This is a genomic window from Nitrospirota bacterium (assembly GCA_040752355.1).
Lineage (GTDB): Bacteria > Nitrospirota > Thermodesulfovibrionia > Thermodesulfovibrionales > Dissulfurispiraceae > JBFMCP01.
On sequence record JBFMHE010000009.1, the window covers coordinates 102,231 to 117,889 of the forward strand.

A 15,659-nucleotide genomic window follows, 5' to 3' on the forward strand; every position below is an offset into this window, starting at 1 on the left:
AAAGAGCCGGCAGGGGGGCCTGCCGGCTCTCGTGCTGCGGTGCTGCTACATTAACGGAACGATAAGCAGGGCGACGATATTGATGACCTTGATCATCGGGTTGATCGCCGGACCCGCAGTGTCCTTGTAGGGATCGCCGACCGTATCGCCCGTAACCGAGGCCTTGTGTCCGTCGCTCCCTTTCTTGTGCAGGACGCCCTTGTCGTCGGTAACGCCGTCTTCAAAGGACTTCTTGGCGTTGTCCCATGCGCCGCCGCCGCTGGTCATCGCGATCGCCTGGAAGAGTCCGGTGAGGATGCTTCCGATGAGCACGCCGCCCAGGGCCTTGGGGCCGAGCACGAAGCCGACGACAATAGGAGCCGCCACGGGGATGAGGGCAGGAACCATCATCTCCCTGATGGCCGACTTGGTGACGATATCGACGCACTTGCCGTACTCCGGCTTGCCAGTGCCTTCCATGATGCCCTTGATCTCGCGGAACTGCCTCCGGACCTCAATGACAACACCGCCCGCCGCCCTGCCGACCGCAAGCATCAGCCTGCCGCCGAAATAGTACGGGATAAGGCCGCCGATGAAAAGACCGGCGATGACGTAGGGGTCGGAGAGGTCGAAGGCGACACCGCCCATCCGCGCCGCAAGCTCTCGCGAGTACTCCGCAAAGAGAACGAGCGCCGCGAGACCGGCCGAGCCGATCGCGTATCCCTTGGTAACCGCCTTGGTGGTATTGCCGACCGCATCGAGCGGGTCGGTCACGTCCCTGACCGCAGAGGGGAGCTCGGCCATCTCGGCGATACCGCCCGCGTTGTCCGTAATCGGACCGTACGAGTCGATGGCGACGACGATACCGGTCATCGAGAGCATCGAAACAGCGGAAAGAGCGATCGCAAAGAGACCTCCGCCGACGTTGTCGCTGAAGCCTCCGCCGAGAGAGAAGGCGCCGAGTATCGCGCCGACGATCACGAGCGCCGGAAGCGCCGTCGCCTCCATGCTCATCGCGAGACCGGCGATCACGTTCGTGCCGTGGCCGGTGAGGCTCGCCTTGGCGATCGTCTTCACGGGCCTGTATTCCTTGGCGGTGTAGTACTCCGTAATCCAGACGATGAGGCCGGTCAGGGCGAGGCCGATCAAGGCCGTACCGAAGACGCTCATCGGGGTGAAGCCGCCCGTATCACCGCCGAGCTGCCCCATGAACCACTGGGTCACTCCGTAGAATGCGATCGCGGCCAGGATACCCGAGACCGCGAGACCTTTGTACAGCGCGCCCATAATGTACTGCTTTGCGCCGAGCTTGACGAAATAGGTGCCGATGATCGATGCGATGATCGAGACGCCGCCCAGCAGCAGCGGGAACTCGACCCACGGGCTGTCGGCGCCGAAGACCGACTTGGCGAGCAGCATAGCGGCGACCAGCGTGACCGTATAGGTTTCGTACAGGTCGGCTGCCATTCCTGCGCAGTCGCCGACGTTGTCACCGACGTTATCGGCGATGACCGCGGGGTTCCTCGGGTCGTCTTCGGGAATGCCTGCCTCGACCTTGCCGACGAGGTCGGCGCCCACGTCAGCAGCCTTGGTGTAGATACCGCCCGCGATACGGGCGAAGACGGACATCAGCGAGCAGCCGAAGCCGAGCCCGATGAGGGCATGGAACGCCTCCTCACCGGCCACACCCCTGACCAGCGCGAAATAGCCCGCGATGCCGATGATGCCGAGGCCGACCACCATGAGGCCGGTCACCGAGCCGCCCTTAAAGGAAAGGGTGAGCGCGTTCTGGAGCCCCTTCGACGCAGCCTGTGTCGTACGGACGTTCGCCCTGACCGTAACCCACATGCCGACGAAACCGGCGAATGCGGAACCCACCGTACCGATCAGGAAGCCGATAGCGGTCCAGGAACCAAGCAGTGCAAAGAGAGCAATGAAGAGGACAACGGCGACCATCGCCACGGTCTTGTATTCACGGGCAAGAAATGCGTAGGCTCCCTCTTTTACCGCGTTGGAAATCTGCTGCATCCGCTGGGTACCGGCATCCTGCTTGGAAACCCATGCCGCGGTGTAGAGCGCGTACAGAACGCCCAGTCCGCCGCAGGCAAGGGCAAAGAGAATGATTGAACTCATGAATCCTACCTCCTTCGATAATTTTCTACAGCCGCATTAGTACTGCCGAGCAACTCCTGTTATTTTTTATCTCTCCTCTTGTTACCATGCGTCACGGTTACGCCTCGCCTTTACCTTCGGATCACCTCCCTTGTAACGGTCATTGCCAACGCCCCTCCACGGCGAAAGGGCGGGTCCGCACCCGATCGGATACGCGCTCAGGAGCTGAACATGTAATCCTTCAGGTACCGGACCTCTGCCTCAAGGTTTCCGATATGATACTTGACCACGTCGCGGATCGAGACCACGCCCACCATATGCCCGTGGTCGATGACCGGCAGATGGCGGATCCGCTCGTGGCTCATAATGGACATCACGTACTCGAGATCATCCCCGGGCTCGGCGACACGGATCGTCTTGCTCATGATGTCCTTGACGAGGACCTTGTCGAACGGGCCGTGCGCCGACCAGCACCTGAGGGCATCGCGCTCGGTAAACATGCCGACGAAATTGCCCTCCTCCATGACGAGGATAGCGCCGATGTTGCGCTCCACCATCTTCTTGACCGCGGCATCGACGGTGACGCTGCTGTCAATGGCGATGACTTCAAGCCCCTTGTCCTTCAGGATGTCCCGAACCTTGATCGCCATAGCTATTTACCTTCCCTCGCCGTATGCTTTGCGAAGACCATCGCCGTTGTCCGGTAGACCATGTGCGCCATCTTCGAGAACGGGGCATACGCAAAGAGGAAGAAGACGAAAACGAGGTGAACGAAGTAGGTCGGATACGCGAGCAGCCCGATATCCGCGAGCCTGAAGACCTGGGCCCCGATCCCGGTGAGCACGATGACGAAGATCACCGTGATGAAGAGCCAGTCGAAATAGCTGCCCTTGCCCGCCTTTTCGGCGTTCTTCAGGCGGTTGCTGGTGACGAGCGTAATACCGATGAGAAGGGCCGCGGCGCTTATGTTGCCGAGGATCTTCATGGGATCGTAGAGCGGATACGGGGACTCCCAGTGGAACCCGTAGAGATACACGATGGCCCACGTCGTCGTAACCGCGAGCCCCGCGAAGGAATAGAAGACGAGGAGATGCGCCGTCGACCGCTCCTTCGCCACGTTGCACTCCTTGAACCGCTTATGAGCGAGGATATCGGCAACGGTCACCTTGATGCTCTCCACCAGGTTGCCGTCGAGGCTCTTTCCGCCGCTCATCGCCTTCCAGTAGTTCCTGATGCCGAGGGCGAAGCAGAGCGCTGCAAACGAGGCTGCCGCGACGAAGACCGCGTCGATATACGGTACGGGAATGAAATTGGCGTAGACGATGCCGCCGTTCTCGCCCCGGAGAGGGGCGGTGAGCGTCCCGAGCATCATCGTAATGCCGAGGAAGATCAGGACCGGGAGCGCGAAGAGGAAGAGCAGATATTTGGGATCGCCCACCATCGCCGCCAGCGGCCCGACCGGCGAATACTCCCTGATCGTCATTTTCCGCACGGCGCCGAGCACCTCGCCCGGCTTCGCCCCTCTCGGGCAGTGGGCCGTACAGTCGCTGCACTGGTGGCAGAGCCATACGTCGGGGTTGCTCAGGAGCTTGTCCTTCAGGCCCCACTGCGCATACATCATCTCTTTCCGGGGGAACGGCTTGCTGTCGGGCGTGACGTTGCAGACCACCGTGCAGGTGGAGCACTGGTAGCACTTCTTGAGCGATTCCCCGCCCGAAGCGATAATATCGTTGACGAAATTCAAATCCGGCTTTATCACCTGTTCTGACATACTCTCTATCCTCCTAGAAGCCCTTGAACGGATTGGGGCCTATTTCTTTCACGCGCGCTACAAAGTCGCCGATGATCTTGGATACGTTGTCGTACTCGTCGATCGCGAGCTGGACCATCTGGACTCTCTCGGACTCGAGCTGCAGCCTGCCGAGCGTCTCCTGGACCTTGCTGAGGCGGTAGTTCGCGAGCTCGCTGCCCTTCGCAAAGTGGCACTGGTAGTTCTCCCCGAACTTGCAGCCGAGCAGCAGCATGCCGTCGACGCCCCGCGAGAGCGCGTCGGCGATCCAGACGAGGTTCGTCGAGCCGAGACACCTGAGCTGTATGATCCTCACCGCCGTATCGATCCTCTCACGCTTGAAGGCCGCGGTGTCGATCGCCGGGTAAGCGTCGTTCTCGCAGGCGAGCACGATGATCCTCGGCTTGTCGTCATCGGAAGGGACCGAGACGTTCTTCAGCATCGAGCCGATCATATCGACATGGTAGTCCTTGAAGGAGACGATACGCTCAGGGCAGGCGCCCATACAGGTCGCGCACCGCCGGCAGCGGCCGGGCTTGTAGAACGGCGTCCCCTTCTCGTCCTCATCGATAGCGCCGAACGGGCACTCTTCGGTGCAGCGCTTACAGGAGGTACATCTCTGCATGAAGGGATCGGGATAGGTCATATCCCACGCCCGCGGGTGCACCGCGATGCCCTTCGCCACATGCTCTGCGGACTGGATCGCCTTGAGGGCCGCGCCGGTCGCGTCTTCCTGGGCCTCTGCCATGTTCATGGGCTGTCTCACCGCGCCGGCGGCGTAGACGCCGGTTCTCCTCGTCTCGTACTGGAAGCAGATGAAGTTGGAGTCGGCGAAGCCGTCGTAGAGATCGAGGTCGGGCAGGCCCGGTCCCTGGCGGTACTGGAGATTGAGGATCGGATCGTCCACGGTCGCCGGGACGACGCCGGTGGCGAGCACCACCAGGTCGGCCTCGAGCTTCACCTTCTGGCCGAGCAGGCTGTTCTCCATAGCGACATGGAGGGTGCCGTCTCCGGCATCGGTAACCCCTGTCACGTCGCCCTTGGTGAGCATGACGCCGGGATCGTTCTGCGCCGCCTTATAATAGAACTCGAGGTTTCCCGGGGTCCTGATATCCTTATAGAGGATCATCGCCGTCGCATCGGCACTCTGCCGTACGTACTGCGCCTGCTTCAGCGAGGTCGTGCAGCACATGGCCGAACAGTACGGAAGGTGATTCGGGTCCCTCTGGCCCGCGCACTGGATGAAGGCGACTCTCTTCGCCTCCTTCCCGTCGGACGGCCTCGTGATCCTGCCCTTGCGGGCGATCTCTTCGAACTCGATGTTGGTCACCACATCCTTCGAGACGCCGTAGCCGAGGTGCTCGAGCTTCGTGGCGTCGTAGGGTCTCCAGCCGGCAGCCAGGACGACCGAGCCGATCTTCACCACTTCGGAATTCCCGTTCGTCGAGATGGTGACATCGAAGGCGCCGGGCTGGCCGTCGGTCTTCTCGACCTTGGATGACTTATAGACCTTTATATTCGGGTTGCTCTCGACCTCTTTGATCGTCTTGTCGATGTCGACATCGACGATCAGCGGCCGCGCATACTCGCCGGGTGATGCCGGGACTTTCTTGTAGAGCTTGTTCAGGAACCCGCCGAGCTGCGCCTCCTTTTCGACGAGCACGACCTTGTAGCCCGAGTTCGCCGCCTTGAGCGCCGCCGTCATTCCCGCGATGCCGCCGCCGATGACGAGGATCGTCCTGTCCGTCTCCATCAGGTAAGGCTCGGGAAGGTCTCCCTTCTGCGCCTTGATGACCGACATCTTGATATAGTCTTCGGCGGCGAGCTGCGCCTGCTCGGGCTCCTGGCTCCAGACCGCCAGCTCCCTGAGGGGGGCCCGCTCGACGATGCAGCCGGGGAAGTCGAACTCCTCGTACTTTACCCGCGGAGAGCATGCGGCGACGACGACGGTATTGACGCCCTCGTTCCTGATATCGTTGTTGATGAGCTCGAGGCCCTCCTTGCCGCAGAGCGCGAAGTGGGACTTGACGACCGGAAGCCGCAAGGCGTTCTTCGCGATGGTGCTGCACTTTTCGACATCAACGGCGTCCCCGATGGAGCAGCCGGTGCATATATATAACCCGATATTCTTATCCATTCTGTGCTTACCTCCCCTGTCCTGTTGTAATTGCCTTCAGCACCGCGCTCGTCGAATCCTGGGCTGATCTGGCAACGTCCATGGGGTTTTTGCTGCAGCCGGCAGCGTGAACGCCCTGCGTCGATACCGAAAAACCCGTATCCGTGTAGGTCAGCCCGCCGATCTGCCTGCTCGCGCCCGCCGGCTCCATGCCGGTGGCGAGCACGACCATATCGGCCTTCACTTTCACCTTGTCGCCGGTCTGCATGTCTTCGGCCTCGACGATCACATCGTCCGAGCCTTCGGCCTGGGTGATCCTGGCGACCTTGCCCTTGGTGAACGTGACGTTCGGGTCGTCCTTCACCTTCCAGTAGAACTTCTCGTACTTGCCGGGCGTCCTGATATCGATATAGAAGATCCGCGCCTTTGAATCGGGGTTCTGTTCGCGAATGTAGGTGGTCTGCTTCAGCGAGGCCAGGCAGCATATATAGGAACAGAAGGGGAGGTGGTTCTCATCCCTGCTTCCCGCACACTGGACGAAGACGATATTCTGCACCGGCTTCCCGTCGGAGGGACGCACGATCTTGCCGCCCGTCGGGCCTGTCGGTGACGCCAGGCGCTCCATCATCATGTTGGTGATGACGTTCTTCACGCTGCCGTAGCCGAGGATATCGAGCTTGTTCGCATCGTAGGGATTCCAGCCGGTGGCGACGACGATCGAGCTGACCTTGAAGGTGAGGGTCTCGGCCTGCATGCCGAGATCGACCGCATTGTACTTGCAGGCATCCTGGCAGGCCTTGCCGCAGTCTCCCTTGCAGGCGGCGCCGTCGATGACGTACTTCTGCGGGAACGCCTGGTTGAAGGGGAGGTAGGCTGCCTTCGTGGTGTCCATGCCGAAATTGTAGGCATTCGGCCGCTCCGCGGGGCATGCCTCGGCACAGGCGTTGCAGGCGACGCAGTTATCGTTGACATAGCGGGGATGCTGCTTCACCGTGACCGTATAGTCGCCGGGGCCGCCGGAAACGCTTTCGACCTCTGCCATGGTATGGAAGCTTATCAGCGGGTTGGTCTTGAGCCTCCTGAAGTTCAGCTCGAGTCCGCAGATGGGAGGACACAGCTTCGGGAAGTACTTGTTGAGCTGAGCAACCCTGCCGCCAAGGTAGGGATTCCTTTCTATTACTACAACTTCCGCGCCCGTCTCCGCAGCATCCACTGCCGTGGTCAGACCGCTGAAGCCGCCGCCAATCACTAATATGCGATTGGTCTGTTTCGTTTGTTCTGACATACTGCTTCCTCCTTTATGCGACTTGCTCGCGTTAGGTAGTTTATACTGCTCGACGGGCAGGGAGCGCTACCCGTCGAACATTATAAACTACCATGGGATCGTATGGCCATGGAATTTTAGGGCGAGAGGGGCCTTGCGGCCCCTCTCGCGGTGTTGGTTACTTATTCAGCAAACATCTGGACATAGGGAACCTTCTTGAGCTCCCAGGTGTTCTTCTCGGCATCGTACTTCGAGTTGACGAAGCACTTCCAGTCCTTGTCGTTGATAGCGAGGAAGTCGCCTCTGTAGTAGTAGCCGGGATACCGGGACTCTTCCCTGAAGAGGATGTGGCGTGCGTGGGCTTCGACCGAGAGAATTCTGTGGAAGTTCTCCCATGCCCTCATGAGCTCGTGGAGGTTGCTTGCTGCGCTCTTGGAAGCGTCTTCCTTGAGCATATCGAGCTGCTTCAGGCCCTCGTTCAGCATGGTCTTCGAGGTCATGTACCAGGTCGAGATTCCGCCGAAGTACTCGTCGGCGATCTTCTGGAGCCTGGTCTGGAGCATCTTGGGCCTGATGTAGTGCGGGTTCATGGACGGGTCGGTCGAGAAGGTCTTGTACTTCTCGTAGACCTCGAACGGCAGATAGAGCTCTGCAGCGATCTGGTCCGCGGTCTCCTTGATGGCCGGCTTGTAGCTGGCATTGTCAAGGATGAAGGCAAGAGCGGCCTTGGCAGCGATTCTTCCCTCGGCGTGCGAGCCGGAGGAGAACTTGTGGCCCGAAGCGCCGCAGATGTCGCCGGCCATGAAGAGGCCCGGTACGGTCGACATCCTGTTGTAGCCCCAGGAGTAGTGCTCAGGGGTACCCGCGATGTCGCCGGGGCCGCTGCACCAGAAGCCTGCGCAACCGGCATGCGAACCGAGGAGGTACGGCTCGGTCGGCATGATCTCGGAAGGTTCCTTGTCGGGCTCGATGTTCTTACAAGCCCAGAGACCTGCCTGGCCGATGCACATATCGAGGAAGTCTTCCCATGCCTCTGCCTCGAGGTGCTTGATCCTCTTGGCGTCCATGGTCTTTGCGAGCTCCTGCATGGCGAGATGGGTATTCATGAGGATCGGGCCCTTGCCGGCCTTCATATCGACCATCATCATGTGGTTTCTGATGGCGGTGCCGAGCTTCTCGGCATAGGGGCTGTAGAGCTTCTTGGTATCCTCCATGTGCGTTACGCAGTAGTCTTCGCCGAGGGAGTTCGTCGCCTTCGCCTTGAAGAAGAGGAACCATGCGCCGACAGGACCGTAGCCGTCCTTGAAGCGGGCGGGCACGAACCTGTTCTCCATCATGGTGAGCTCTGCGCCGGCCTGCATGCCGAGGGCGTAGCCCGAACCGGAGTTCCATACCGGGTACCATGCCCGGCCCTGGCCTTCCTGGGTAGAACGCGGCCTGAAGACGTTAACCGCGCCGCCGGCGGCGTTGATCATCGCCTTCGCCTTGAAGAGGTACACTTTGTTCTCACGGACACTGAAGCCCGCGGCTGCGGCAACCCGCTTCGGGTCGTTGGCATCGTGGTAGAGCTTCACGATGAAGACTCTCTCGAAGTGGTTCTGGGGAACGCCGGTCGCCTGCCTGTTGTACTCGAGCGCCTTCTTGGCGGCCTCTGCAACGATGACCTTGTAGGACTCACCGTTGATCATGATCTGCCACTTACCGGAGCGGACGGGGGTGCCGCCGTCCCGCAGCAGCGCCTTCCCCTGGTCTCTTGCCTGGAAGCCGTCGAGGGAGAACCCGTCGTCGGCCTTTTTCCAGATCGGGAGTCCCCACTCTTCGAAGAGGTGGACGGAGTCGTCGACGTGTCTGCCGAGGTCGAAGACGAGGTCTTCCCTGATGATGCCCATCAGGTCGTTCCTGACGTACTTGACGTAATCTGCGGGGTCGTTCTCGCCGCAGTAGGTGTTGATTGCCGAAAGACCCATGGCGACGGCGCCGCTTCTGTCGGTAGCGGCCTTGTCGACCATCATGATCTTGATGCCCTTCGGGGTCGCCCAGCGGGCTGCCTCATAGGCTGCGCCGCAGCATGCCATACCGCCGCCGATGAGGAGCAGATCGGTCTCTATCTCAACAACTTCCGGTTTTGCGCAAAATGAAAAATTACAGGTTTCCTTTTCCATCTATCGTCCCTCCTTTAGTTACGCTTTTACCTGCGCAGATTTTCTGGCCTCGTAATTGAAGTAGCCAGGCTGCTTCAACTTTGCAAAATCGGGCTCCGGCTTCCCTTTGTAGGGGTCGATAGAGCCTTCCGGAGTGGTTCTGATGGGGAACTTGAATCTCTTGAGGGACCCGTTCCTGAACTTGATGGTCCACATGATGGAGTCGGTGCCTCTCATCGGGATAACGTTACCGCCCAGCGGGTTGAAGTCCTGGTAGCCCCTCACCTCGATCGCCTGCTGAGGGCAGATCTTCACGCAGTTGTAGCACTCCCAGCACTGCTCCGGCTCCTGGTTGTAGGCCTTCATGATATCCCGGTTGAGGGTCATGAGGTCGTTCGGGCAGATGTACTGGCAGGCAGTCTTGTCCTGCGCCTTGCAGCCATCGCACTTTTCCGTAATTACATAGCTCGGCATAACTGATAACCTCCTTTTGGTGTTTGAAAGATTGAACTGTCCATCACGGCGCTGCACATCCTGACAACATGCCTTCTCTGGTACTCTTCCTTGCACCCCCTTTCGTTAAAGCAGGTCAAGGGTGAGGCCGCGACAAGGGATTCCCTCATCCCGGCCTCACCCTTTTCCTTCGAATATTTATGCACCCTCCGAATATTTATGGGTCTTGATCTCGACCTTCTCGGTCAATCCTTCGTAGTACTCTCTCAGTATCTTGAGGACCTCGGGCCTGCTGAACTTGTCGGAAACCTCTTCACCCTCCGAGAGCATCTTCCTGAGCTTGGTCCCGCTCAGGATCAGCCTGTCTTCCTTGCCGTGCGGGCAGGTCCTCATCGATGCCATGCCGTCGCATTTGTGGCACCAGAAGGTCCAGTCGATCTTGAGCGGCTTGGTCTCGAGCGCATCCTTCGGGATCTCGTCGAAGATCTTCTGCGCATCGAACGGGCCGTAGTACTCGCCCACGCCCGCGTGGTCGCGTCCGACGATCAGGTGACTGCAGCCGTAGTTCTGCCTGAAGAGGGCGTGGAGCAGCGCCTCCCGGGGACCGGCGTAGCGCATATCGAGCGGATAGCCGCCGATCACGATGGTGTCCTTCACGAAATACTTTTCGGCGAGCACGTCGATCGCCTTCTGGCGGACGTCCGAGGGGATGTCGCCCGGCTTCAGCTTGCCGAGGAGCATGTGGACGAAGACGCCGTCGCAGGTCTCGACGGCGATCTTGGCGAGGTACTCGTGGGAGCGGTGCATCGGGTTCCTCGTCTGGAACGCCGCAACCGTGCTCCACCCCTTCTCCGTAAAGATATGCCGCGACTGCGCCGGGGTGAGGTAAATGCCGGGATACTCCTTCGGGAAGGTGCCCTCGCTGAGGACCTTTACCGGCCCGGCGAGGTTGGTGCCGGCCTGGTTCATGACCATCTTGACACCCGGGTGGTCCTGCATATCGGTGGTCCGGTAGACCTGCTTGCACTCGTACTCCTTGTCGATCTTGTAGGTCTCGGTGACCTTCATGGTCGCCATGATCTCGCCGAACTCCTCGGAGTAGAGGGCGACTTCGTCGCCGACTTTGACCGCATCATCGGTAGAGACGGTTATCGGGATCGGCCAGAAGGTGCCGTCCGCCATCTTGTATTCGGCGCAGACGTCCTTCCAGTCCTCGTAGGTCATGAAGCCGTCGAGCGGAGAGAAGCCGCCGATGCCCATCATGATAAGGTCGCCGGTCTCGCGGGATGATATATTGACTCTCTTGAGGCCGGCCGCTTTTTTCTTCTCCTCTTCGAGCTCCTTGCCCGTCAGAAGAAGCGGCTTCAGCTTCTTCTCTTTTCCGTGCGGATTGACTAATGCCATGGTGAAACCTCCTCGTTTAGTAATATGTAGTTACAACACTTTGCACTAGCTATTTGAGCCCGAGCGCGCTGCAGACCTTGCCGAAGATATCGTCGATGCTCCCGGTGCCGGAGACCGACTTCAGGATGCTCTTCTTGCCGTAGTAGTCGATGAGCGGCGCCGTCTGGGAGTTGTAAACCTCGAGCCGTTTCTTTATGGTTTCTTCCCTGTCATCATCTCTCTGGAAGAGCTCGCCGCCGCACTTGTCGCAGACGCCTTCCTTTTTGGGGGGATTGAAGTAGACATTGTACATCTGGCCGCACGCCTTGCAGGTCCTCCTGCCGGTGAGCCGCTTCATGAGGTCGTCGAAGGGCACATCGACGCTGAGCGCCGCGTTGAGCGGCATATTTAATGAAGCGAGCATCTTGTCCAGCGCTTCCGCCTGCTTGGTGTTCCGGGGGAAACCGTCGAGGATATAGCCTTTTTTGCAATCGTCCTGCTTGAGCCGCTCTTCGACCATACCGAGGACAACGCTGTCGGGAACGAGCTCTCCTTTATCCATATATGACTTTGCTTCTTTGCCAAGGGGGGTTCCTGCAGCGACTGCCGCCCGGAGAAGATCGCCGGTCGAAATCTGGGGCATTGGATATTTTTCGATAAGTTTCTTCGCCTGAGTACCTTTTCCTGCTCCCGGTGCGCCAAGAAGAACTATCCTCATCAAGAGAACCTCCGTCGGAATTTTTTTCAGGACAACACTATAAATTAATAGAACACCAGAAAGTAAAGCAATTTTAAAATTATAATCAGTACATTAAAATTCCTTATATTTTATATAACGATTTCTTTTAAAAAGGTTTTGAGTTGATCCAGCGCCTTCCGCCGGTGGCTCAGGGCGTCCTTTTCTTCGGAGCTCATTTCAGCAAAGGTGCGCTCTTCCCCCCGGGGATAGAAGATCGGGTCGTAGCCGAAGCCCCTGCCGCCCTTCGCCTCTCTGCCGATGCGGCCCTCTGCGGCGCCGGTAAAGGTGACGACCCTTGCCTTGTGCTGCGGCGCATCGGGAAGCGCCAGCGCTATGCAGCAGACGAACCGGGCCCCCCGCGCTCCCTCCGGCACGCTCTCGAGCTCCTGCAGCAGCTTTGCGGTGTTCGCCGCGTCGTCGGCGCCCTCTCCCGCGTACCTCGCCGACCGGACCCCCGGCGCCCCGTTCAGCGCATCCACTTCGAGCCCCGAATCGTCGGCAAGCGCCGGCAGGTTGGTACACCCGGCAGCGGCTACGGCCTTTTTAACCGCGTTGCCCTCGAAGGTATCGCTATCCTCGACGACCTCGGGGCAGGAGGGGAAATCGGCGACCGTCAGGATAGTAACCCCGAGGCCGTCGAGAATCCTCCGAAGCTCTTCCGCCTTCTTCCTGTTGCGCGTTGCCAGAACGATATCCATTGCCTGCTTCCGCTCCCCTGCGGTTAATCGTGCGGTGCGCCTTCGCGAGAACATACGAGCAAGCTGCCGATAGCGGCACGAAGGTGAAAAAAACGGCGAATGTAAAAAGCTTATCACCACGGCGCCACACTTTCAATAACCTTTTGCCGGTATAAAAATTTCTCATGCTTTCGCGGAAGCGCCGCACCCGGAACAAACGAAGCCTTTACAGAGGGCGCGATTATATGCTAACCTATTAAGACCAAATATTTTTTCGCAGTATCCGGCAGTGAGAGAACGAGAAGCACTGAGGAACGAGCGCTCCGATGTTCGTTGAGCAGCAGAAACCAAGCATGAAAGGTGGTGAAGTACATGTCGCTTGCTACGGGAAAGAAAAAGGAGATCATCGAATCGTATAAGGTCCATGACCATGATACGGGATCACCTGAGGTCCAGGTGGCGATCCTGACCGAAAGAATCGCCTACCTCACCGACCACTTTAAAACCCACAATAAAGATCATCACTCGCGCCGTGGGCTCCTGAAACTTGTCGCGCAGAGGAAAAAGCTCCTCACCTATCTCAAGACAACCGATAAGAGCCGCTACGACAAGCTGATCGAAAGGCTCGGACTCAGAAAATAATCCACCCCGGATACGGAACCTGAAAATTCAAACCTAAGGAGAAAGAAAGAGACGTTCATGACCACTGTAGAACTTGAGATTAAAGGGAAGCGGTTGATTTTCGAGACCGGGCAGATGGCGCGGCAGTCGGGCGGAGCGGTCGTCGTTCGCTACGGCGACACGGTCGTCCTCGCCACCGCCGTTGCAGACAAGAGGGTAAAGGAAGGCCTGGATTTCTTCCCCCTCACGATCGACTACCAGGAAAAAACCTACGCAGCCGGCAAGATACCGGGCGGCTTCTTCAAGAGAGAGGGGAAGCCCTCTGAAAAAGAGGTCCTGACCTCCCGGCTCATCGACCGCCCCATGCGGCCGCTCTTCCCCAAGGGGTTTTATTCAGAGACCCAGGGGATCGTTTCGGTACTGTCGTACGGGAGCGAGAATGCAGCAGACATCATGGGCATCATCGGCATGTCTGCCGCTGTACATATATCGGATATCCCCTTCGGCGGCCCGGTCGGAGCAGTGCGGGTCGGCAGGATCGGCGGCAGCCTGATCGTCAATCCCGACCTCGCTGAGCTCGAGAGCCTCGAGCTCAATCTCGTGGTAGCGGGCACCGCCGACGCCGTCATCATGGTCGAAGGAGGCGGCGCCGAGGTCTCCGAGACGGAGCTCCTCGCAGCGATCGAGTTCGCCCACGCCGAGATCAAGCGGATCGTCGCCGTACAGAACGAGCTGCGCGCCCTCATCGGCAAAGAGAAGCGCCCGGTCGCGCCGGTCGAAGAGAACATACCCCTCAGAGACGCGGTGCGGGCGTTCGTCGCAGCCCCGCTGAACGAGTCCATCCGCATCAAAGGGAAACAGCAGCGCCAGGAGGCGCTGAACCTCGTCCTCGAGGGAGCGGTGAAACACCTCAACACCCCGGAGAACGGAGAGAAGTTCTTCGGCAGCGCCGAGAAAGACCTTACCCGCGAAATCGCGAACGCCTTCGACGATTACGAGCAGGAGATCGTCAGGGACATGATCCTTCGCGAGGGCGTCCGTGCGGACAACAGGAAGCCGGACGAGATACGGGCGATCACCTGCAACGTCGGGTTCCTTCCGCGGGCGCACGGTTCCGCGCTCTTCACCCGGGGAGAGACCCAGGCGCTGGTAGCGACCACCCTCGGCACCGCCGATGACGAGCAGAAGATCGATCTGCTCGAAGGGGAAACGTATAAAACCTTCATGCTCCATTACAACTTCCCGCCCTTCAGCGTGGGCGAAGTAAAGCCGCTCCGCTCGCCGGGAAGAAGAGAGATAGGACACGGGGCCCTCGCGGAGCGGGCGCTGAAGTATGTCATCCCCTCCAAAGAGGTCTTCCCGTACACCATACGCATCGTCTCCGATGTCCTCGAGTCGAACGGCTCGTCCTCGATGGCGACGGTCTGCGGCGCCACCATGTCGCTCATGGATGCGGGCGTTCCGATCACGTCGCCCGTTGCCGGCATCGCCATGGGGCTCATCAAGGAGGAGGAGCAGGTCGTCGTGCTCACCGACATCCTCGGCCTCGAAGACCACCTCGGGGATATGGACTTCAAGGTCGCCGGCACCGAGAAAGGCATCACCGCGTTCCAGATGGATGTCAAGATCAGCGGCGTCAGCACCGGCATCCTCCAGACCGCCCTCGAGCAGGCCCGCAAGGGCAGGCTGCATATCCTGGGCAGGATGAAGGAGACCCTCGGGACCCCGCGGGAGAACCTCTCGCCCTTTGCACCGCGCATTTACACCATGCAGATCAAGCAGGAGAAGATACGCGAGGTGATCGGCACCGGAGGAAAGGTGATCCGCGGCATCATCGAGCAGACCGGCGTCAAGATCGATATCGACGACAGCGGCGTCATCAACATCGCCTCTGCCGACGAGGAGTCCGCCAGGAAGGCGATCGATATCATCAACGGCATCATTGCCGAGGCCGAGCTGAACAAGATCTATAAGGGCAAAGTCGTCCGGATCGCGGACTTCGGCGCCTTCGTCGAGATCCTTCCCGGCGTCGACGGCCTGCTGCATATCTCGCAGATCGCGGACCGCCGCATCGCGAAGGTGACCGACGAGCTGAACATGGGCGACGAGGTCCTGGTCAAGGTCATCGAGATCGACAACCAGGGCAGGGTCCGCCTGAGCAGGAAAGAAGCGATGCGCCAGGAACAGGGCGGAGGAAGAGACGCCGACGGAGGCGAAGAGCGCTCCTCCGAGAGACAGCGCCACGACAGAAAAGAGCCGCGGCACTGATGTCCTGCTGCAGCCTTCTTGCAGACCCGGGAAGCAACGGTTAGCGATGGGGGGCGCCGCCCCCTTGCTATCTGCCCGTTACTTCCGGTAAGTTATAGTCAGCTTATCTTTAGTCAC

Annotated in this window: 12 protein-coding genes; 2 read left to right on the top strand and 10 right to left on the bottom strand. The window is 59.5% G+C overall.

The features are described from left to right. Positions 1 to 45: 45 nt before the first annotated feature. From AB1805_08425 to AB1805_08470, 10 genes are all read right to left on the bottom strand, one after another. The gene (locus tag AB1805_08425) at positions 46 to 2,112 is read right to left on the bottom strand and encodes a sodium-translocating pyrophosphatase (protein MEW5745443.1); all 2,067 of its coding nucleotides are present in this window, start codon (positions 2,110 to 2,112) and stop codon (positions 46 to 48) included. Positions 2,113 to 2,309: 197 nt separating this feature from the next. Further along, entirely contained in the window at positions 2,310 to 2,741 is a 432-nt protein-coding gene (locus tag AB1805_08430) for a CBS domain-containing protein (GenBank protein MEW5745444.1), read from the bottom strand. A 2-nt stretch (positions 2,742 to 2,743) separates the two neighbouring features. Beyond that, positions 2,744 to 3,862, bottom strand: a complete 1,119-nt coding sequence (gene qmoC / locus AB1805_08435) for a quinone-interacting membrane-bound oxidoreductase complex subunit QmoC (protein MEW5745445.1) — start codon at positions 3,860 to 3,862, stop codon at positions 2,744 to 2,746. Between the two features lie 13 nt (positions 3,863 to 3,875). Next, positions 3,876 to 6,017, bottom strand: coding sequence for an FAD-dependent oxidoreductase (locus AB1805_08440; GenBank protein MEW5745446.1), 2,142 nt, complete (start codon positions 6,015 to 6,017; stop codon positions 3,876 to 3,878). 7 nt (positions 6,018 to 6,024) lie between these two features. Further along, positions 6,025 to 7,281 (bottom strand): CoB--CoM heterodisulfide reductase iron-sulfur subunit A family protein, encoded by a 1,257-nt coding sequence (locus AB1805_08445; GenBank protein ID MEW5745447.1) that lies wholly within the window; start codon positions 7,279 to 7,281, stop codon positions 6,025 to 6,027. A 161-nt stretch (positions 7,282 to 7,442) separates the two neighbouring features. Next, positions 7,443 to 9,422 (bottom strand): adenylyl-sulfate reductase subunit alpha, encoded by a 1,980-nt coding sequence (aprA, locus tag AB1805_08450; GenBank protein ID MEW5745448.1) that lies wholly within the window; start codon positions 9,420 to 9,422, stop codon positions 7,443 to 7,445. Positions 9,423 to 9,440: 18 nt separating this feature from the next. After that, positions 9,441 to 9,875, bottom strand: coding sequence for an adenylyl-sulfate reductase subunit beta (aprB, locus tag AB1805_08455; protein MEW5745449.1), 435 nt, complete (start codon positions 9,873 to 9,875; stop codon positions 9,441 to 9,443). Between the two features lie 177 nt (positions 9,876 to 10,052). Beyond that, positions 10,053 to 11,258, bottom strand: coding sequence for a sulfate adenylyltransferase (sat, locus tag AB1805_08460; GenBank protein ID MEW5745450.1), 1,206 nt, complete (start codon positions 11,256 to 11,258; stop codon positions 10,053 to 10,055). A gap of 49 nt (positions 11,259 to 11,307) precedes the next feature. Next, positions 11,308 to 11,955 carry an adenylate kinase gene (locus AB1805_08465; protein ID MEW5745451.1) on the bottom strand — a complete coding sequence of 216 codons (648 nt, stop codon included), beginning with the start codon at positions 11,953 to 11,955 and terminating at the stop codon, positions 11,308 to 11,310. A 110-nt stretch (positions 11,956 to 12,065) separates the two neighbouring features. Further along, positions 12,066 to 12,674, bottom strand: coding sequence for an XTP/dITP diphosphatase (locus tag AB1805_08470; GenBank protein ID MEW5745452.1), 609 nt, complete (start codon positions 12,672 to 12,674; stop codon positions 12,066 to 12,068). Positions 12,675 to 13,025: 351 nt separating this feature from the next. Between AB1805_08470 and rpsO the strand changes: the two genes are divergently transcribed. Together rpsO and pnp are read left to right on the top strand one after the other, a co-directional pair. Beyond that, entirely contained in the window at positions 13,026 to 13,295 is a 270-nt protein-coding gene (rpsO, locus tag AB1805_08475; protein MEW5745453.1) for a 30S ribosomal protein S15, read from the top strand. Between the two features lie 57 nt (positions 13,296 to 13,352). Next, positions 13,353 to 15,542: a polyribonucleotide nucleotidyltransferase gene (pnp, locus tag AB1805_08480; protein MEW5745454.1), complete on the top strand. Its 2,190-nt coding sequence runs from the start codon at positions 13,353 to 13,355 to the stop codon at positions 15,540 to 15,542. Positions 15,543 to 15,659 lie beyond the last annotated feature (117 nt).

Excerpts from the sequence above, each read along its gene's own strand:
- aprA (MEW5745448.1), bottom strand. The coding sequence starts at position 9,422 with ATGGAAAAGGAAACCTGTAATTTTTCATTTTGCGCAAAACCGGAAGTT.
- AB1805_08465 (MEW5745451.1), bottom strand. The coding sequence starts at position 11,955 with ATGAGGATAGTTCTTCTTGGCGCACCGGGAGCAGGAAAAGGTACTCAG.
- qmoC (MEW5745445.1), bottom strand. The coding sequence starts at position 3,862 with ATGTCAGAACAGGTGATAAAGCCGGATTTGAATTTCGTCAACGATATT.
- AB1805_08430 (MEW5745444.1), bottom strand. The coding sequence starts at position 2,741 with ATGGCGATCAAGGTTCGGGACATCCTGAAGGACAAGGGGCTTGAAGTC.
- AB1805_08445 (MEW5745447.1), bottom strand. The coding sequence starts at position 7,281 with ATGTCAGAACAAACGAAACAGACCAATCGCATATTAGTGATTGGCGGC.
- sat (MEW5745450.1), bottom strand. The coding sequence starts at position 11,258 with ATGGCATTAGTCAATCCGCACGGAAAAGAGAAGAAGCTGAAGCCGCTT.
- AB1805_08440 (MEW5745446.1), bottom strand. The coding sequence starts at position 6,017 with ATGGATAAGAATATCGGGTTATATATATGCACCGGCTGCTCCATCGGG.
- AB1805_08425 (MEW5745443.1), bottom strand. The coding sequence starts at position 2,112 with ATGAGTTCAATCATTCTCTTTGCCCTTGCCTGCGGCGGACTGGGCGTT.
- AB1805_08470 (MEW5745452.1), bottom strand. The coding sequence starts at position 12,674 with ATGGATATCGTTCTGGCAACGCGCAACAGGAAGAAGGCGGAAGAGCTT.
- pnp (MEW5745454.1), top strand. The coding sequence starts at position 13,353 with ATGACCACTGTAGAACTTGAGATTAAAGGGAAGCGGTTGATTTTCGAG.
- rpsO (MEW5745453.1), top strand. The coding sequence starts at position 13,026 with ATGTCGCTTGCTACGGGAAAGAAAAAGGAGATCATCGAATCGTATAAG.
- aprB (MEW5745449.1), bottom strand. The coding sequence starts at position 9,875 with ATGCCGAGCTATGTAATTACGGAAAAGTGCGATGGCTGCAAGGCGCAG.